The sequence below is a fragment of the Inquilinus sp. YAF38 genome, from assembly GCF_052113205.1.
Taxonomy (GTDB): Bacteria; Pseudomonadota; Alphaproteobacteria; order DSM-16000; family Inquilinaceae; genus Inquilinus.
This window is the reverse complement of sequence record NZ_JBFRCU010000012.1, coordinates 86,662-104,911: the sequence shown is the minus strand read 5'-3', so window position 1 is coordinate 104,911 and position 18,250 is coordinate 86,662. Positions and strand designations below refer to the sequence as shown.

Here is an 18,250-nt window from a genome sequence, read left to right as displayed (position 1 = left end):
TTACGGAAACGCCGACGATCCGTCCGGGCGGCGGCCGACGCGGCGCTCCCAATGGATGTAGCCGTCGGTCTTCAGCACCTCCTCGTCGATCTCGACGCCCCAGCCCGGACGGTCGGGGCGCAGCTCGAGATAGCCGTCGCGCGGCAGATACGGGTCCTTCACGTACCAGGCGCCGGCCGAAGGGTCGGCCTTCGCCCCGCCGCCGCCCGCCTCGAAGGTGTAGTTCGGGCCGTGCGGCAGCCGGTATTCGAGGATGCGGAAATTCGGCTGGGCGGCGGAGAAATGCAGGTTCACCGCCGTGGCCAGCGGGCCCATCGGATTGTGCGGCGCGACGGTGACGTAATGCGCCTCCGCGATCGCCGCGATCTTGCGCATCTCCAGCAGGCCGCCGACGACGCAGATGTCGGGCTGGATGATGTCGGCGCCGCGATGGGACAGCAGGCGCAGGAATTCGAAGCGGTTGTACAGCGACTCGCCGGTCGCCAGGGTGCAGGCCATCTGCCGCTTGATGTCGCCCCAGACCTCGACATTCTCCGGCCGGATCGGCTCCTCGAAGAACAGCGGGTCGTAGGGGGCCAGCGCATTGCCCAGCTGCACCGCCTGGTGCGGCTCGAAGATCCGCGCATGGGCGTCGAAGGCGATCTCGTAGTCGTTGCGCACCGTCTCCCGCAGCGAGCGGAAATACTCGGCGCTGGTGCGCACCACCTCGCCCCAGCGGTTCTCGTAGATGTTGATGCGGTACGGGCTGAGCTTGAAGGCGGTCAGGCCCCAATTCTCGTTGAGCCGGTCGAATTCTTCTCGCGCGGCCGGCGCATCCGGAGCGGTGTAGACGCCGGCATAGACGCGCACCCGGTCGCGGACATTGCCGCCCAACAGCATGTAGACCGGGACGCCGAGCGCCTTGGCCGAGATGTCCCACAGGCAGTGGTCGATCGCCGAGATCGCCGCCAGGGTCAGCGCGCCCGGCGGGAAGCGCGTCTGCTGCATCAGGTACTGGACGATGTACTCGATCCGCCGCGGGTCCTGCCCCTGCAGGAAGGTGAACAGGTACTCGAGCAGCGGCGCCAGTGCCCGGTCGGGCCCGTGATTGTAGCACTCGCCCCAGCCGGTCAGGCCGTCATCGGTGTCGATGGCGACGAGCAGACGCGGACGGTCCTTGTCGCGCGTCATATAGGTCCGCAGACGGTCGATCTTCACGCCGCGTATCCTTCCCAGGCCCTGTTGCTTCCTCGCGGCTAGACTTAACCCGATGAGACCTGATATATCAAGTCTCAAGAAATTGCCGGCGCCGGAAGCCGCCCGATCCAGCAAGAGGACAGCGTGCACCGCCCCTTGACATCCCTCGATCCGAACATGCTGAAGGGGCTGCGCGAGCACGTTCACGAGCAGCTGCGCCAGGCCATCATTTCCGGCCAGCTGCCGACCGGGTCGCTGCTGAACGAGCGCCAGGCGGCGGCGGAGCTGGGCGTCAGCACCACGCCGCTGAAGGAGGCGCTGCGCCGGCTGGAGCTGGAAGGGCTGGTGCGGACCGAGCCGCGCCGCGGCATCCGCATCACCTTCGACGCCGCCCAGGCCGAGGAGATGGCGCTGGCGCGCGCGGCGCTGGAGAGCATGATCGCCCGCCTGGCTGCGGCGCGGATCACGGACGAGCAGATCGCGGAGCTTCGCGCGGTCGGCAACAGCATGCGCCAGGCGACGGCGGCGGGCGTGGTGCGCCGGCTGATCGCGCTGAACGAGACGTTCCACGACACCATCCACGCCGCGTCCGGCTGCCGCTATCTGCAGCGGCTGCTGGCCGGGCAGCTGGTCTATGACAAGGCGACGCGCCGTTTCCTGCTGAACGATCCGGACGAGCGGGGGCGCGCGCTGCAGGAGCATCTGAGCATCCTCGCGGCCCTCGAAGCGCGCGACGAGGACGCGGCCGAACGGGCGATGCGCGACCACATCGTGCGGTCGGGCCGACAACATGTGCAGACGGCGTTCGCGCGCCGGAAGGAGTAGCGAAGAATGGACAACCAGAACGGCCTGCGGCGCGCGCTATGCGGCATCTCGGGCGTGCACGCGACCGCCTATGCCGCCGATGGCGGCGTCGACGCGGACCTGACCGGCCGGATCGTCGAGCGGATTGTCGCCGGCGGGATCCACAACATTGTCGCTGCCGGCAACACCGGCGAGTTCTACGCCCTGTCGCCCGACGAGGTGCGGCTGGTGCACGACACCGCGGTGTCCGCCGCCCGGGGCCGCAGCAACGTCGTCGCGGCCGTCGGCCGGTCGCTGACCGAAGCGATCGCGCTGGGCCGCCGCGCCAGGGAGGCCGGGGCGAACGCGATCATGTCGCACCAGCCGCTGGACCCCTTCGCCGCGCCGCAGGCGCAGGCCGCCTATTTCCGGGCGATCGCCGATGCGGTCGACCTGCCGCTGGTCGCCTATGTCCGGTCCGACGCGATGGGCTTGGCCGATCTGCTGTCGGTCGCCAACCACCCGAATGTCGTCGGGGTGAAGTTCGCCACCACCAACCTGATGCTGCTGGCCGAATGCGTGCGGTCGAGCGATGCCGCCACCGCGGTCTGGGTCTGCGGCCTGGCCGAGGGCTGGGCGGCGCCGTTCTATGCCCTGGGCGCCCGCGGCTTCACCTCCGGCCTGGTCAATGTCGACCCGGCCCGGTCGCTGGCCATCCATGCGGCGCTGGAGGCGGGCGACTATGCCAAGGCCCGCTCCCTGGTGGCCGAGATCGCGCGCTTCGAGACGCTGCGCACCCGCTACGGCAATGGCGCCAACGTCACCGTGGTCAAGGAGGCGCTGGGCCTGCTGGGCTTCCCGGCCGGGGCGGTGCGGCTGCCCGGGCTGCCGGCCCTGGATCCCGCCGACCGCGAGACGCTGGTGCAGGAGATCGCGCGCTGGGGCTTCGGCGGACGCTGATCCGCTGCACGGCCGGCGGGCGGCCGGCCGCGGCCTATCCCCGGAACCGGACGCGGTTGAAGCTGCGCTCGAGCTTGGCCTGGCCGAGCTCGAGGACGATCGACATCAGCCAATAGATCGCCGAGGCCGTGATCAGCATCTCGACATGCCGGAACTCGGTCTGGCCCTGGGTGCGGGCGAGATACATCAGCTCCCACACCCCGATGACGGAGACCAGGGTGCTGTCCTTCAGCATGGCGATGAACTGGTTGCCGGTCGGCGGGATGATGACCCGCATCGCCTGCGGCAGGATCACCTTGCGCAGCACCATATGCGGCGCCAGGCCCAGCGCCCGCGCCGCCTCCCACTGGCCGCGCGGGATGCTTTCGATGCCGGCGCGGAAGATCTCGGTCATATAGGCGCCGTAGCACAGCGATAGGGCGGCGATGCCGGCCGGCACGGCCTGCACGACATAGCCCAGCTGCGGCAGGCCCATATAGATGATGTAGACCTGCATCAGCAGCGGCAGGCCGCGGAAGATCGAGGTGTAGAAGGTGGCGAGCGCGAAGGCGATGCCGTTGCGCGACAGCTTCGCGATCGCCCCGGCCATGGCCAGGACGAAGGCGATCGCGATCGAGGCAGCCGAGACGTAGAGCGTCGTCGTCACGCCCTGGGTGATCAGGAAGCCGATCTTGCGCTGGACGAATTCGAGGCTGAGGTCGAACGATCGGAAGAAGATCACGATCCAGAACATCAGCTCGGTCCAGATCACCCCGATCTGCCAGACCCGTGGCAGGAACACGATGACGTAGAAATTCGCCAGCATCGCCACGGTGATGACCGCCGCGGCGGCGACATTGCCGGCCCAGCCTTCGGCCGCGGGCTCGCCGATCAGCGCGACGCCGATCTGGCCGAGCCAGGTGCCCTTCAGCCCGCAGGCCCAGAACACCAGGAACAGCCCGAGCGCCAGCGCCAGGAAGACAGCCGGCTTGGTGGATAGGCGGGGGTATTCGACCTTGTCCGCGTACATCGTCTCCCCGCTCCGTTCTCGAAGGCCGGCGTTCAGGCGGCCTTGCGCTCGCGCCAGGCGTCCATCGCCTGGTAGGTCCAATAGGTCAGCTGGGCCGCTACCCGTCCGAAGGGGCCGCCGTTCCAGCCCAGCCCGAAGGGCTCGAACAGCCGGTAGCGGTCACTGTCTCCCACGATCGCCTCGGCGATGACCTTGCCGCCGATCGCAGTGGTGTTCATGCCGTGGCCGCCGAAGGCGGTGCAGTACCAGACGCCAGGCTGCAGCCGCCCGATCTGCGGCATCAGGTGGCGGGCATAGGACATCAGCCCTGACCAGGCGATCTCGACCTTGACGTCGGCGAGCTGCGGATAGGTCGTCACCATCTCGCGCCGCAGCCGCTCGGCCAGGTCGCGCGGGTCGCTGGTGCGGGTGGTGATGCGCCCGCCCCACAGAATCCGCTCGCCCCCGACCACCCGGTAGTAATCGCCGGCCCGCCGGTCGTCGCCGATTCCGGCATTGGTCCGGATCGCGTCGGCGATGCGGTCGCGGATCGGCTCGGTCAGGAGGATGTAGGTGGCGATGGGCAGGAAGGCCCGGCGCAGCGCCGGGCAGACGGAATCGGTGTAGCCGCCGCCGGTGAAGACGACGTCGCCGCATTCGACCCGCCCGCCGGCCGTGGTCACCACCTTGCGCGGGCCGTCCAGCTCCGCCCCGGTGACAAGGCTGTCCTCATGCACCACCCCGCCCAGCCGCTGCAGCTCGCGGACCAGGGCACGGGCGTAGTTCAGCGGATGGAAGTGGAAGGAGTCGGCGTCGTAGAGCGCCTGATGGTATTTCGCGGACAGGAGGAGCGACCGGACCTCCTCGCGCGGCATGAAGCGCAGCGGGCGGGCGAAATCGCGCTCCATCCGGTCGCGATAGGCCTGCAGGCCCGCGGCGCCGTCGTAGCGGATCGCGGCGAGAATGCCGGGGACGGGTCCCGCCTCGGCGATATCGAGATCGCGGATGTTGTCGGCGACGATGCGCACGCCTTCGACCGACAGGCGGTACAGGGAAGCGGCGGCGTCGCGGCCGGCCAGTTTCTCGATCGCGCCGAGGCCGGTGGCGTATCCGGGCGACACGAAGCCGCCGTTGCGGCCGGATGCGCCCCAGGCGATGCGGCGCCCCTCCAGCAGCACGACCTGCCGGCCGCGCCGCGCCAGCTCCAGCGCCGCGGTGATGCCGGCGAGGCCGCCGCCGACGACGCAGGCATCGGCGCTCAGCCTGCCAGCCAGGGGCGGGAATCGTTCATCGGCAGCCAGCGTGCGGCTGTAATACGTGTCGGTGTAAGAGGCCGGCATGGAGTCTCCGGGGACGGCTGTCACGAGGCGCGGCCGCCGAACGGCCGCGCCGGCAACGGGTGACCGGACGTCACTTCGCTGTCGAGACCATCATCTGGCTGTAGTCGCGGCCATACCACTTCTGGGAAAATTTCGAGATGGTGCCGTCCGCGCGCATCGCGCCGATAACCTCCTTGAGCTTGGCGTCCCACTCCGCATCGCCCTTGTCGGCGACCACGACCAGCGGCTCGAAGAAGGCGTAGTCGCCCGGCAGCACCTTGACCGGATAGCCGTTCTTGATCGCGCCGAGCGCCGTCTGCTCCGGCGCCACGATGGCGTCGATCCGCATGCCGTCGCCGAGGCGCAGGTCGTCGAAGGGTTCGATCGACCCCGGATAGGTGCGGACCTCGCCCGGCTCGACGTCATAGGTGAAGGCCGGCACGTCGGGCGCGTCGATCTGCAGCCGCCGGTTGATGTAGTCCTCCGACGTGGTCGAGGTCTCGACGCCGATCACCTTGCCGTTCAAATCCGAGCGCTTGGTGGCCTTCGAGTCCTTGTGCACCACGAAGACGTATGGGCTGAAGTAGTAGATTGCCGGAAAATCGAGCACCTGGGACCGTGGCTTGGTCGGCGTGATCGAGCCCACCGCAACGTCCCAGCGCCCCTGCCATCGACCACCGGTCATCACCTGCCATTCCGGCGTGTCGAACTTGACTTCGACACCCAGGCGCTTGGCGATCTCCTTCGCCATGTCGATGTCGAAGCCGTCGAGCTCGTTGGCGTCGTTCAGAAACCCCTGCGGCGGCCAGTTCGCGTTGGTGGCGACGTTCAGCACCTTGGTCGACATCACCCGGTCCAGCGTCTGGCCCGCCTGGGCCGGCGACACTGCGAGGGCCAGCACCGCGACGGCGGCAGCGGCCGACAGAATTTTCCCGAACATGCTCTCCCCTTATGTTGGTTTTATGCTTCGCCGAGCATAGACACAGTGTCTGACGACTGACAAGTCGGGTGCCGCGGAATCATTGCGGCGGGCCGACCGCTATTTGCGCGCGAAGCTGAACGAGAAGGCGCTGCCGCGGTGATAGTCATGCGCGTAGAGGACCGGGCGGCCGGACGCCGAATAGCAGATCTCCGAAATCAGAAAGGCCGGTCCGAAATCCGCAAGATTGTGTGAATCGACAATATCCTGCGGCAGAAAGCCGGCGGAAGCGGTGGCGGCGGAGGCGCGTGGCCGGTGGCCGCAGCGGTCGAGGAGATCGCACAGCGACCCGCCCCAGTCCAGAGCCGTGAGGTCGGCCGGCAGGATGGGCCGCGGCACCAGGTCGACCGAGTAGATGATCGCCGAGCCGCCCTGCAGTCGCAGCCGCTCCAGTCTGACAACCGGTGCGCCCTTGGGGATCCCGAGGGCTGCGGCCGTCTCCTGGTCCGCGCCGATTTCGGACAGGTCCAGAACCTTGTTCTCCGGCGTGTAGCCGAAGTGCCGGACCATGTCGGTCGCGCTCTCGAAACAGGTGATCGGGCGCTTCACCCGCACCGCCGCGGCGGCGGAGACGAAACGCCCCCGGCCATGAACGACCGAGACCATCCCTTCCTGTTCCAGCAATTTCAGCGCCTCGCGCAGCGCTGGCCGGGAGATCCGGAAGCGTTCGGTCAGCTCCGCCTCGGTCGGCAGCTTGTCGCCGGGCTGTAGCTGGCCGCGGTCGATCAGGGCGGTAATCTCGTCCCGGAGCCGGACGCTCAGCGCTCGCTCGTCCCGAAGCGCGGTGGCCATGAACGCCCTCCTCAGCCGATCTGCAGCAGCCGGCGCTGCGGCCGTCAGACAACATCGAGAGAGACGCGGCACACGTCAAGCCTGACCAACAAGTTTTCTGCAGAGTCCGGTTGTCTGACATCTCGCGTGCTGTTACGACAGACAGACCGACCACCTCAGCCAGCCGAGAGGCGATTGCGATGCTGAATTTCGATGAGCAGCGATACATCCGGATCCAGTCGGGCGCGACGGCGACGGCGGAGCAGATCCACGCCGCGATCCAGGCCTGCCTCCGGGCCGGGGCTGAGAACCTGTTCTTCCTGGGCACCGGCGGCGCCGCCATCCTGATGCAGCCGGCCCTGCAGCTGCTGCAGCGCCGCTCCACCTTCCCGGTGTTCGCGGACTCCTCGGCCGAGCTGGTGCTGGCCGGATCGAGGCATCTCGGGCCGAAGTCGATCGTCGTCATCCCCTCGCTGTCCGGCACGACGGCCGAGAGCGTCGAGGCGCTGGCCTTCTGCAAGGCACGCGGGGCGACGGTGCTGGCGCTGGTCGGGCACGGCGGCACGCCGCTGGCCCAGCAGGCCGACCATGCGATCGTCAACTTCGCCGAGGACGACACCTCCTGCGAATCCTTCTACCTGCAGTCGCTGTTCGTGGCCCTGTCGATCCTGGAGCATCGCGGCGAAGGCCCCGACCGAGCCGCGACCATCGCCGAGCTCGGCCGCTTGCCGGAACTGCTGGTCGGCCTGAAACGGGACTTCGAGCCGGAGGCGGAGGCCTTCGCCCGGGCCCTCGCGGCAACGCCCTATCACATCGTCACGGCAGCGGGCTCGGCCTGGCCGCAGGCCTTCTATTACGGCATGTGCATCCTGGAAGAGATGCAATGGATCCGGACCCGGCCGGTGCATGCGTCGGACTTCTTCCACGGCACGCTGGAGCTGGTGGAGCCGGGCGTCAGCGTCGTCCTGCTCAAGGGCGAGGACGAGCATCGCCCGCTGGCCGAGCGGGTCGAGCGCTTCGCCCGGCAATACACCGACAGGCTGCTGGTGCTGGACACCGCCCGGTTCGCGCTGCCGGGCCTGTCTCCGGAGGTCCGGGCGCTGATCTCACCCGTTCTGCTGGCCGCCGCCCTGGAGCGGGTCAGCGCCCATCTCGAGGTGCTGACCGACCATCCGCTCACAACCCGGCGCTACTACAAGCGGGTCGCCTATTGAGGGCATGATGCCGCCAAAGCGGGACGATCAAGGAGCGGCATGAGCGGATTCGAGATCGCGACGGTCGGCGACAACTGCATCGACCGATACCTGCCGGCCCGGCAATCGGCGGTCGGCGGCAATGCGGTGAACGTGGCCGTGCATCTGCGCCGGCTGGGCCGCCGGGTCGGGTATTTCGGCGCCGTCGGCGAAGACCAGGACGGCCGCCGGGTGCTGGCGTGCCTGGCCGCCTGCGAGGTCGACACCAGCCCGGTCCTGCTGCGGCCGTGCCGCACCGCCGTGACCGATCTCGACATCGACGCGGCGGGCGACCGGATCATCGCCTTCGAGGATTTCGGCGCCTGCGCCGGATACCGGCCGCCGGAAGCCGACCGGGCGCGGCTGCGCGGCATGCGCCATGTCCATCTCGGCTGGCTGGACGATAGCGGCGCGTTGCGACGTGAGCTTGCCGCCGCGGGCGTCTCGGTCTCGCAGGACCTTGCCGTCAATCCCGGCGCCCACGGGCTCGCGATCGCCTTCGGCTCGGCCGGCGAGGACCGGGCCCGCGCCCGACTGCTGGCCCGGGAGTTCCTGGATCAGGGCGCCCGGATCGCGGTGGTGACCTGCGGCGCCCGGGGCAGCGTCGCCGCGGACGGCGCGGCGATGGTCGAGGCCGATGCGGCCCCGGTCGAGGTGGTCGACACCACCGGCGCGGGCGACACCTTCATCGCCGCCTTCATCGACGCGCATCTGGCGGGCGGCAGCCTGGGCGCCTGCCTGGAGGCCGCGCGGCAGGCCGCCGCCCTCACCTGCCGCCATCTCGGCGGCTTCGCACAAGCGCTTCAGCCGCTCCCCTGAGCGTCTGTTTCCGCCGAGATCGCCGCCGCCTCAGCGCCCGTTGAAGTAGGGCGCCCGCCGGAGCCGGGTCTGGACATAGACGTGCTCCTGGTGGGTGCCCGGCGCGTAGGACCGGTCGGAGCCGGGCACGGCGACGTTGCGCTCGCTGGGAAAGCGCGCGACGAAGTCCTCGTCGATGTCGCAGCCCAGGCCCGGCGCGTCGGGCACGGCGATCGAGCCGCCTTCCTGCACCGGATGCGGCACCACGGTCCGGGCCCGGCCCGGCCAGTCGGCGTCGAGCCGCTCCAGGATCAGCCCGTTCGGGATCGCGGCCAGCAGGTGCAGCGCCGAGTACTCCGCGACCGGGCCGAGCGAGCCGGAATGCGGCGCCATCATGATGTGGTGCGCCTCCGCCATCGCCGCGATCTTCCGCATCTGGGTCAGGCCGCCGGCCCGGCCGGTGTCGGGCTGGATCACGTCGACCAGATCGTGCTCGATCAGCTCGCGCTCGCCGAAGATCGTCGCCATGCGCTCGCCCGCCGCCAGCGGCACATGGGCGGCGTCGCGGATGCGCTTGTAGCCGTCCAGGTTGTCCGGCGCGATCGGGTCCTCGATCCACAGCAGGTCGTAGGGTTCCAGCGCCCGCGCCAGCCGGGCCGCGTCGGCCGGGGTCAGCCAGGGCGGGCCGTGCAGGTCGATGGCGATGTCGACCTCGTCGCCCACCGCCTCGCGCAGCGTCGCCACCTTGCGCACCGGGTCGGCGACGCCGCCACATTTGATGGTGCGGATGCCGTGGCTCTTCACCGCCAGCGCCGCCTCGGCCGTGTTGGCGTGGGAGTAGATCGGGATCCGGTCGCGCATCTTGCCGCCGAGCAGGTTCCACACCGGGACGCCGAGCGCCTTGCCCTTGATGTCCCACAGCGCGACGTCGATGCCGGTCATGGCCCCGGCACCGACCGTGCCGAGCATGCCGTGCCCCATCGTCGCGACCTGCATCTTCTGCCACAGCCGCTCGATATGCGTCGGGTCCTCGCCGATCAGGAGGCCCTTCAGGTCCTGCACCGCGGTCTCGATCACCCGCGGCCAGCCGGAGCATTCGCCGATGCCGACGATGCCGGCATCGGTGTAGACCTTGACGAACAGCCAGTTGCGGAAGCCGCCGAGCTTGCCCTCCGCGATCGCCGCATGGTTGGTCCGGCCGTCCGTCGCCCATTTGTCGGGGTCCGGCGGGCCGGCCTGCATCAGGAAGGTCCGGATGTCGGTGATCTTCATAGCGCGACGCTCCGCTCGGAGGGTTCGATGTAGCGGGTGCGGTTGTGAATGCCCCGGCGGCGCGGATCGGGCCGCGGTACGGCGGAGATCAGCGCCTTTGTGTAGTCGTGGACCGGCGCCTCGCAGACCTCGTCGGCCTGGCCGATCTCGACCAGCCGGCCGCGATACATCACGCCGACTCGGTCGCACATGTAGCGGATCACGCCGATGTCGTGGCTGATGAAGATGATGGCGAGGTCGAGGTCGTCCTGCAGCTTCAGCAGCAGGTCCAGCACCTGGAAGCGCAGCGAGACGTCGAGCGCCGAGGTCGCCTCGTCGGCGACGATGACGCGGGGGTTCAGCGCGATGGCCCGGGCGATGCCGATGCGCTGGCGCTGGCCGCCGGAGAAGGCGTGCGGGTAGCGCTCGCGCCAGGCGGGTTCGAGGCCGACCTGGCGCATCAGCCCGGCGACGCGCTCGTCCAGATCCTTGCCCCTGGCGATGCCGTTGACCAGCAGCGGCTCACCGATCACCTGGGCCACCGTCATGCGCGGGTTGAGCGAGGAGACCGGGTCCTGGAAGATCATCCGGATCTCGCGCCGACAAGCCAGGAGCGTCGGCTTGTCGGCTTTCGCCAAATCCACCACGGCGCCGTCGGCGCGGCGGTAGCGGATGGACCCGCCGGTCGGGTCGTAGACCCGCAGCAGGCAGCGCCCCATCGTGGTCTTGCCGGAGCCGGATTCGCCGACGATGCCGAGCGTCTCCCCCGCCCTCACCTGCAGCGACACGCCGTCGACGGCGGCGAAGGCGGCGCTGCCGGTGCCGAACTGCATCCGAAGCCCCTCGACCTCGATCACCGGCGGGCGGTCGGCCGGCAGTGTGGGGCGTCGGAGGCGGATCTCGGCCTTGTCCTCGAGCTTGAGGACCGAGCCGATCAGCATCTTGGTGTAGGGGTCTTCCGGCGCGTGGAAGATGCGGTCGGCCGGACCGTGCTCCATCACCCTTCCGTGATACATCACCAGCACGTCGTCGGCGATCTCGGCCACCACGCCCATGTCATGGGTGATGAACAGCACCGCCATGCCGAATTCGGCCTGCAGCCGCTTGATCAGGTCGAGGATCTCGGCCTGGGTGGTGACGTCCAGCGCCGTCGTCGGCTCATCGGCGATCAGCAGCTGCGGGTTGCAGGCCAGCGCCATGGCGATCATGGCGCGCTGGCGCATGCCGCCGGAGAACTCGAAGGTATAGCGGTCGATCGCCCGCTCCGGCCGTGGGATCTCGACCTGCTTCAACAGCTCGATCGTCCGCGCCCGGGCTGCGGCCTTGCTCATGCCGAGATGCAGGCGCAGCACCTCCATGATCTGGTCGCCGACCGTGTGGATCGGCGACAGCGACGACATCGGCTCCTGGAAGATCATCGCGATCTCGCGGCCACGCACCCGGCGGATCGCTCGGCTGCGCGGGTGCAGCTTGGCGAGGTCGACGCTGCTGCCGTCGGCCCGGTTCAGCACCATCTCGCCGGACACGATGCGCCCCGGCGAGTCGACGATCTGCAGGATCGAGCGGGCGGTGACACTCTTGCCCGAGCCGCTCTCGCCGACGACGCACAGCGTCTTGCCGCGCTCGACCGTGAAGGAGACGCCATCGACCGCTTTGACCAGCCCGGCGCGGGTCGGGAAATGGGTCACCAGGTCGCGCACCGCCAGGACCGGCTTCGGACGGCCGGGGAATGGCACCGGGGCGGCGGGAGGGTTCGTCATCGGGCTCTCCGCCGTCACTTGTTGTAGGGGTCGGCCGCGTCGCGCAGGCCGTCGCCGAGCAGGTTGAGCGCCATCACCGCGACGACGACGAAGGCGCCGGGCGCGAACAGCCAGGGTGCGGTCGCGATCGACCGGATGTTCTGCGCCTCGCGCAGCAGCACGCCCCAGGAGATGGTCGGCGGCTGCAGCCCGAGGCCGAGGAAGGACAGCGCCGTCTCGGCCAGGATCATCGCCGGAATCGCCAGCGTCACCGAGGCGATGATGTGGCTGAGGAAGCTCGGCATCATGTGCCGGAAGATGATCCGCCCCTCGCCGCAGCCGTCGAGCCGGGCGGCGGTGACGAACTCCTCGGTCCGCAGCGACAGGAAGCGGCCCCGCACGACGCGGGCCAGCTGGGCCCAGCCGGTCAGGGAGAGGATCACCGTGATCATGAAATACTGGGTGATCGCCGGCCAGTCCTGCGGCAGGGCGGCGGCCATGGCCAGCCAGATCGGGATGGTGGGCAGGGCCAGGACGAATTCGATCACCCGCTGGATCACGAAATCCGGCTTGCCGCCGTAATAGCCCGAGATGCCGCCGAGGACGAGGCCGATGGCGAGCGACAGGAACACGCCGACCAGGCCGACCGACAGCGAGATCTGGGCGCCCTGCATGATCCGGCTCCAGACGCAGCGGCCCAGCCGGTCGGTGCCGAACAGGAACAGCGGCTGCTTCGGGTCGGCCGAGGCCAGGAGGTGGATGTCGGTGGTGAACAGGCCGAGCACTGAATATTCGTAGCCGCGGCCGAACACCGAGATCGCGACCTTCCGGGTCGAGTCCTCCTTATAGACGGCGGCGAGCGTCTCCGGGTCGCGGGTCAGCTTGTGCGGGTGGAGGTAGAGGCCGACCTGCAGGCCGCCATCCTCGCCCCGGTCGAACAGATGGATCGCCTGCGGCGGGTGGAAGGCGGCGCGGGCGTTCTGCTGGCTCGGGTCGTTGATCGCGAAGAAGCCGGGCACCGCGGCGATCACGTAGAGGATGATGACGATCACCAGCGAGGCCATGGCCAGCCGGTGGCGGCGGAAGGCCCACCAGATCAGCTGCCATTGGGAGGCGACGGCGAGCTGGCCGGCGGGCGCGACGGTCGCGAGGTCGGTCATGGAGGCCCCCTATTCGAGGCGGATGCGCGGATCGACCAGCGCCAGCAGGATGTCGCTGATCAGCGACCCGACCAGCGTCAGCGCGCAGATCAGGAGCACGAAGGCGCCGGCGAGATACATGTCCTGCGCCATCAGCGACTGCAGCAGCAGCGGCGCCGCCGTCGGCAGGTTCAGCACGATCGCCACCACGATCGAGCCCGAGACCAGGTTCGGCAGCAGCCAGGCGAGGGTGGAGATGAACGGGTTGAGCGCCACCCGCACCGGATACTTCAGCAGCAGCCGGAACTCCGACAGGCCCTTGGCTCGGGCGGTGGTGACATAGGGCTTGTGGATCTCGTCCAGCATGTTCGCCCGCATCACCCGGATCAGGCTGGCGGTGCCGGAGACCGCCAGGATCAGCACCGGGATCCACAGATGCTGCAGCAGGTCCCACGTCTTGGCGATGCTCCAGGGCGCCTTCTCATAGGCCGGCGAGAACAGGCCGCTGACGTCCTGCCCGAACTCGATGGCGGCGACATACATCAGCACCAGCGCCAGCAGGAAGGACGGGATGGCGAGCCCGGCGAAGCTGATGGTGGTGACGATGTAGTCGCCGATCGAGTATTTGCGCACCGCGGAATAGACCCCGATCGGCAGCGCGATCGCCCAGGTCGCGATCAGGGTCGCCAGGGTCAGCACCAGGGTCAGCGCCATGCGTTCCCAGATCAGGTCGCTGACCGGCTGCTGCCATTCGAAGGACAGGCCGAAATCGCCCCGGGTGATGATGCCGCCGATCCACTTGGCGTATTGCAGCAGCATCGGGTCGTTCAGGCCGAAGCGCTCGCGCAGCGCCGCCGCGGCGTTCTGGTCGACGATCTCGTTCGAGGCGGCCAGCGTCGCGACATAGCTGGTCACGAAGTCGCCGGGCGGCAGCTGGATCAGGACGAAGGCCAGGAAGCTGACCGCGAAGAGCGCGGGCACCATCCACAGCAGGCGCTTGGCGATGAAGCGGAGCATCCGGGACTCTCCTCGGAACGGTCGCTGAGCGGCGGAGGAAAGCCGTCAGCAGTCTCTTGCGAATGGATGCTGCAAACGAGAGTACTTTTCCGACGTGTCATCCTCGGGCTTGACCCGAGGATCCAGAGGCTGTCGAGGCGTCCTGGATTGCCGGGTCAAGCCCGGCAATGACAGTTCAGGATTGGTTCATCGTTACTTCGGTCCGCGAGCACACCCTCAACTGGTGAAGAAGAATTGCTGCGGCATGGCCGGGGCGGGATTCGGCCAGGTCCAGGAATCCGGCTCCTTCTCCGGCACGTTGACGAGATTGTTCTTCACCACGCCGAAGGAGTTGACGGCGAGGCAGATGCCGACCGTCTCGAACGCCTCGGCGGTCAGGTCGAACAGCTGCTTCATGATCGCCCCGCGCTTGTCGAGATCGGCGGTGCTGCGCGCCTGGTCGAACAGCTTCATGCGCTGCTTCTGGCTCTCCGGCGGCTCCTCGCCCGACTGGCCGTTCGAGACGTACCACTGGGTCCAGGGAATGGCGTAGCGCGAACCCTGCGGATGCTGGGCGAAGAAGTCGCGCGGGTCGAACATCGGGTCCAGCCCGCCCGGGCCCGGCCAGACCTGGGCGTCGTGGTCGTTGCTGTCGCCGCGGGTGTAGTACAGCGCACGCTCGATGGTGTTGACCTTGATGTCGATGCCGATCGCCGCCCAGTGCCGCTTCACCAGCTCGAGCACATCGACCAGGTCGGCATAGAGGGTCGGGATCACGTCGATGGCGAAGAAGATCTTGCTGCCGTCGGGATGCAGGCGGAAGCCGTTGCCGTCTTTCTTGTCATAGCCGGCCTGGTCCAGCATCGCGCCGGCCTTGTCGGCGTCGAGCTCGGTGAACTGCCGGGCCAGCGTCTCGTGGTACCAGGGATGGCTCGGCCGCGGCCCGGCCTGGTACGGCTCGGACTGGCCGAAATAGACCAGCTCGATGATCTCGCCCCGGTCGATGCCCAGCGACAGCGCCTGGCGGACCTCCTTCTTGCCGAAGAAGGCCTTCAGCTTCGGGTCCTTGTGGCAGATGTTCAGATAGATCTGGCACTGCTGCGCCGCCGAGGGCTCCAGCTCGATCAGGCGGTAGCCGCCCTTCTCGCGGTTCTGCGACAGGGTCGGCTTGTTCTGCAGCAGGTTGACGTGCCGCTCCTGGATGTCGAGCTTGCCGGAGATGGCGTCCAGCAGCAGCGATTCGACATCCTGCGAGATGCCGAAGTACAGCTCGTCGATATAGGGCAGCTGGTTGCCCTCGGTGTCGACCTGCCAGAAATACGGGTTGCGCTTCATCACCACGCGGGTGGTGCCGCCGACATAGGGCTCGACGACGACCCAGGGGTCGAGCGTCGGCTTCTCCGGATTGGCCCAGCGCTGCGGGATCTCGATATCGCCGTTCTTGGCCCGGAACAGGTCGGTCCATTTCTGCAGGTTGGCCTGCTTCACCTGATCGTCGAGCTTGTCGTTGTACTTGGGATGGAACTGGCTGGCGTAGTGCTTGGCGAACAGCGTCGGGTGCTGGCCCAGCGGGGTCGCCAGCGTCTCCAGATAGGTGGCATAGGGCGCGGCGAAGGTGAATTTCACCGTCGCATCGTCGACCTTGCTGACGACCACCGGCTTGCCGGCGATGGTCAGCTGCGACGGGACCGAGCCGTAGAGCTCACTGTTCTTGGCGCAATCCTCGATCGAGAAGACGATGTCGTCCGCGGTGAAGGGATGGCCGTCCGACCATTTCATGCCCTTGCGCAGGTGGAACACGAACTCGGTGCCGTCGGGGTTGACGTCCCAGCTTTCCGCCACGTTGGGCAGGGCCTTGGTGAAGCCGAGGTCCCAGCGCACCAGGCCCTGGTTGCCGACCACGCGCAGGATGCCGTTGTGGTCGGCCGACCCGCGCAGGCCGCGGTGCAGCGTTCCGCCATAGGTGCCGACCTTGGTCAGCGGCTGCACCACCAGCGGGTTGGCCGGCAGGCGCTCGGCCAGCGGCGGCAGCTTGCCGTCCTTCGCCAGCTGCGCCAGGTCCGGGGCTTCCCCCTTGGCGGACTGCGCATGGGCGAGGCGCACGGCCAGCGGCAGCGCCGCCACCCCGGCGAGCCCCTTCAGGACCATGCGTCGGGCGAACACGTGCGGCGAGGCGCTGAGCTTGTCGTCCATCCGGGACCCTCCCCTGTGTGCTGCGTCGGATCCAGCTTCGCCATGCGTGCCGACCCGCTTCCTTTGCCGCTCCGGTCATATTACAAATATTGACAAATCACAACCGCAATGGCCATGTTCCCGACGTTTTCTGTCGCCCATGCTTGCTACAGCGCAAACAGCGGAAAGCTCAGGGCTGGCGGACCAATTCGGCATGAAAGCCAAGCGGATCACGGCTGTGATCAATCTTGACAACTTGCCGGCGGGGGATGGCGGGGATGAGTGGCACGGACGGCGATGCCGGCCTATTGCCGCGGGACGGCGGACCGCCGGCCCGGCTGAGCGAGGTGGTCTATGACGGCATCGTGTCCCTGATCGCCCATGGCGACTTCGCCGTGAACAGCCGGCTGCCGTCGGAATCGGAGCTGTCGGCACGGTTCGGCGCGTCGCGGCCGGTGGTGCGCGAGGCGCTGGGGCGGCTGCGGCAGGACGGGCTGGTGGTCTCGCGCCAGGGGTCCGGCTCCTACGTCCGGCGGCAGCCGGATCTCGAGGTGCTGCGCTTCGCCCAGGTCCGCTCACTCGCCGATGTGCAGCGCTGCTTCGAGTTTCGCGCCGGGCTCGAGGGCGTTGCCTCAGCGCTGGCCGCCGAGCGCTGGGAGGCGGGGGACCTCCGCGAGATCGAGGATGCGCTCGAGGCCCTGGAAGCCTGCCTCGGCAATGGCGAGCTCGGGGCCGACGAGGACCGGCGCTTCCACGAGGCGATCGCCCGGGCGACGCGCAACCCCTATCACATCGCCGTGCAGTCCTCGCTGGCCTCGCATATCGCCGTCGGCATGAACATCACCCGGCACCTGAGCCGGATGCGGACGCCGGAGCGGATCCGGGCGGTGCAGGACGAGCATGTCGCGATCGTCGACGCGATCCGCCGGCGCGACGCCGGGGCCGCGACGGAAGCCATGCGCCGGCATGTCCTCAATGCCCGGCAGCGGATGTTCGAAGGAGTCTGAATCGTGACCTCACCCGTTCCGCCCGGCGGCAGCGCCGCCGGCGCCGAAAGCATTGCGTCCGCCAAGTCGATCGTGCTGACCGGCGGCGCCGGCAATGTCGGCCGTGTGCTGCGCCGCGCGCTGGCCGGCCGGATCGGCGCGGTGCGCATCCTCGACATCGCCGATCCCGGCCCGCTGGCGGAGCATGAGAGCTGGGTGCCGGCCGACATCACCGACCTGGCGACGCTGACCGCGGCGGTGGGGGGAGCCGACGCCATCGTCCATTTCGCCGGCTATCCGAATGAGCGCGCGGCAGAGGACATCCTGCGGGTTAACGTGCTCGGCACCCACAATGTCTATGAGGCGGCGGTCCGTACTGGCATCAACCGCGTGGTGCAGGCGTCGAGCAACCATGTGACCGGCTTCTACCCGCGCGATGCCCGTGTCGGGGTCGAGGACCAGATGCGGCCGGACGGCCTCTATGGCCTCAGCAAATGCTGGGGCGAGCTGGAGGCGGGCGTCTATTTCGAGAAGGCCGGCATCCGCACTCTGGCGATCCGCATCGGCAATGCCGGCGAGCGGCCGTTCGACGCCCGCGGCCTGGCTGTCTGGATCAGCCCGCGCGACCTGGCCCAGCTGGTGCTGATCGGGCTGGAGCATCCCGACATCGACTGCACCACCGTCTACGGCGCCTCGGCCAATGACGCGGCCTGGTGGGACAATTCGGTGGCCACCGCGCTGGGCTACCGGCCGCAGGACCGCACCGTCGACTTCGCCGCTCCCGAGGCCTTCCAGGTCAAGCCGTCGGACCTGCCGCAGGTGACCGACCATTTCCAGGGCGGGTGGTTCAGCGCCCAGGGCCATGACGGGATGGTGCGCCGGCGACGCATCTGGCGGAACCGGAGCTGATGCCGGATGCCGTCATGCGCCTGACGGATGTTCACAAGCCGGGCCCGGCGAG

Annotated in this window: 16 protein-coding genes; 6 read left to right on the top strand and 10 right to left on the bottom strand. The window is 68.7% G+C overall.

What is annotated here, in order from left to right:
• The gene (locus tag AB4Z01_RS08040) at window positions 1-1,197 is read right to left on the bottom strand and encodes a mandelate racemase/muconate lactonizing enzyme family protein (protein ID WP_441692279.1); all 1,197 of its coding nucleotides are present in this window, start codon (window positions 1,195-1,197) and stop codon (window positions 1-3) included.
• 135 nt (window positions 1,198-1,332) lie between these two features.
• On the opposite strand from AB4Z01_RS08040, the gene AB4Z01_RS08035 reads away from it, so the two are divergent.
• Both AB4Z01_RS08035 and AB4Z01_RS08030 read left to right on the top strand, forming a co-directional pair.
• The gene (locus AB4Z01_RS08035; protein ID WP_441692277.1) at window positions 1,333-2,001 is read left to right on the top strand and encodes a GntR family transcriptional regulator; all 669 of its coding nucleotides are present in this window, start codon (window positions 1,333-1,335) and stop codon (window positions 1,999-2,001) included.
• 6 nt (window positions 2,002-2,007) lie between these two features.
• Window positions 2,008-2,919, top strand: a complete 912-nt coding sequence (locus AB4Z01_RS08030) for a dihydrodipicolinate synthase family protein (RefSeq protein ID WP_441692275.1) — start codon at window positions 2,008-2,010, stop codon at window positions 2,917-2,919.
• Window positions 2,920-2,953: 34 nt separating this feature from the next.
• On the opposite strand, the gene AB4Z01_RS08025 is transcribed toward AB4Z01_RS08030, so the two are convergent.
• From AB4Z01_RS08025 to AB4Z01_RS08010, 4 genes are all read right to left on the bottom strand, one after another.
• Window positions 2,954-3,928, bottom strand: a complete 975-nt coding sequence (locus AB4Z01_RS08025; protein WP_441692273.1) for an amino acid ABC transporter permease — start codon at window positions 3,926-3,928, stop codon at window positions 2,954-2,956.
• A 32-nt stretch (window positions 3,929-3,960) separates the two neighbouring features.
• Window positions 3,961-5,247 carry an NAD(P)/FAD-dependent oxidoreductase gene (locus AB4Z01_RS08020; RefSeq protein ID WP_441692271.1) on the bottom strand — a complete coding sequence of 429 codons (1,287 nt, stop codon included), beginning with the start codon at window positions 5,245-5,247 and terminating at the stop codon, window positions 3,961-3,963.
• A gap of 70 nt (window positions 5,248-5,317) precedes the next feature.
• Entirely contained in the window at window positions 5,318-6,166 is an 849-nt protein-coding gene (locus AB4Z01_RS08015; RefSeq protein WP_441692269.1) for a transporter substrate-binding domain-containing protein, read from the bottom strand.
• A gap of 99 nt (window positions 6,167-6,265) precedes the next feature.
• Window positions 6,266-6,997 carry a GntR family transcriptional regulator gene (locus AB4Z01_RS08010; protein WP_441692267.1) on the bottom strand — a complete coding sequence of 244 codons (732 nt, stop codon included), beginning with the start codon at window positions 6,995-6,997 and terminating at the stop codon, window positions 6,266-6,268.
• 179 nt (window positions 6,998-7,176) lie between these two features.
• On the opposite strand from AB4Z01_RS08010, the gene AB4Z01_RS08005 reads away from it, so the two are divergent.
• Together AB4Z01_RS08005 and AB4Z01_RS08000 are read left to right on the top strand one after the other, a co-directional pair.
• Entirely contained in the window at window positions 7,177-8,190 is a 1,014-nt protein-coding gene (locus AB4Z01_RS08005) for an SIS domain-containing protein (RefSeq protein ID WP_441692265.1), read from the top strand.
• 39 nt (window positions 8,191-8,229) lie between these two features.
• Complete coding sequence (locus AB4Z01_RS08000) at window positions 8,230-9,027, top strand: PfkB family carbohydrate kinase (protein WP_441692263.1); 798 nt, start codon at window positions 8,230-8,232, stop codon at window positions 9,025-9,027.
• 30 nt (window positions 9,028-9,057) lie between these two features.
• Here the strand turns inward: AB4Z01_RS08000 and AB4Z01_RS07995 are convergent, their stop codons facing one another.
• The 5 genes from AB4Z01_RS07995 to AB4Z01_RS07975 form a co-directional block, all read right to left on the bottom strand.
• Complete coding sequence (locus tag AB4Z01_RS07995; protein WP_441692261.1) at window positions 9,058-10,278, bottom strand: mandelate racemase/muconate lactonizing enzyme family protein; 1,221 nt, start codon at window positions 10,276-10,278, stop codon at window positions 9,058-9,060.
• Entirely contained in the window at window positions 10,275-12,017 is a 1,743-nt protein-coding gene (locus AB4Z01_RS07990) for an ABC transporter ATP-binding protein (RefSeq protein WP_441692259.1), read from the bottom strand. The genes AB4Z01_RS07995 and AB4Z01_RS07990 overlap by 4 nt, the downstream gene beginning before the upstream one ends.
• Before the next feature lie 14 nt (window positions 12,018-12,031).
• The gene (locus AB4Z01_RS07985) at window positions 12,032-13,156 is read right to left on the bottom strand and encodes an ABC transporter permease (RefSeq protein WP_441692258.1); all 1,125 of its coding nucleotides are present in this window, start codon (window positions 13,154-13,156) and stop codon (window positions 12,032-12,034) included.
• Window positions 13,157-13,165: 9 nt separating this feature from the next.
• Entirely contained in the window at window positions 13,166-14,152 is a 987-nt protein-coding gene (locus AB4Z01_RS07980) for an ABC transporter permease (protein WP_441692256.1), read from the bottom strand.
• Window positions 14,153-14,368: 216 nt separating this feature from the next.
• A complete protein-coding gene (locus tag AB4Z01_RS07975; protein ID WP_441692254.1) occupies window positions 14,369-16,324 on the bottom strand; it encodes an ABC transporter substrate-binding protein in 1,956 nt (651 codons plus the stop codon).
• Window positions 16,325-16,581: 257 nt separating this feature from the next.
• Here AB4Z01_RS07975 and AB4Z01_RS07970 point away from each other — a divergent pair, with 257 nt between their 5' ends.
• Together AB4Z01_RS07970 and AB4Z01_RS07965 are read left to right on the top strand one after the other, a co-directional pair.
• Entirely contained in the window at window positions 16,582-17,310 is a 729-nt protein-coding gene (locus AB4Z01_RS07970) for a FadR/GntR family transcriptional regulator (RefSeq protein ID WP_441692252.1), read from the top strand.
• A gap of 3 nt (window positions 17,311-17,313) precedes the next feature.
• Entirely contained in the window at window positions 17,314-18,198 is an 885-nt protein-coding gene (locus tag AB4Z01_RS07965; protein ID WP_441692250.1) for an NAD-dependent epimerase/dehydratase family protein, read from the top strand.
• Window positions 18,199-18,250: the final 52 nt, after the last annotated feature.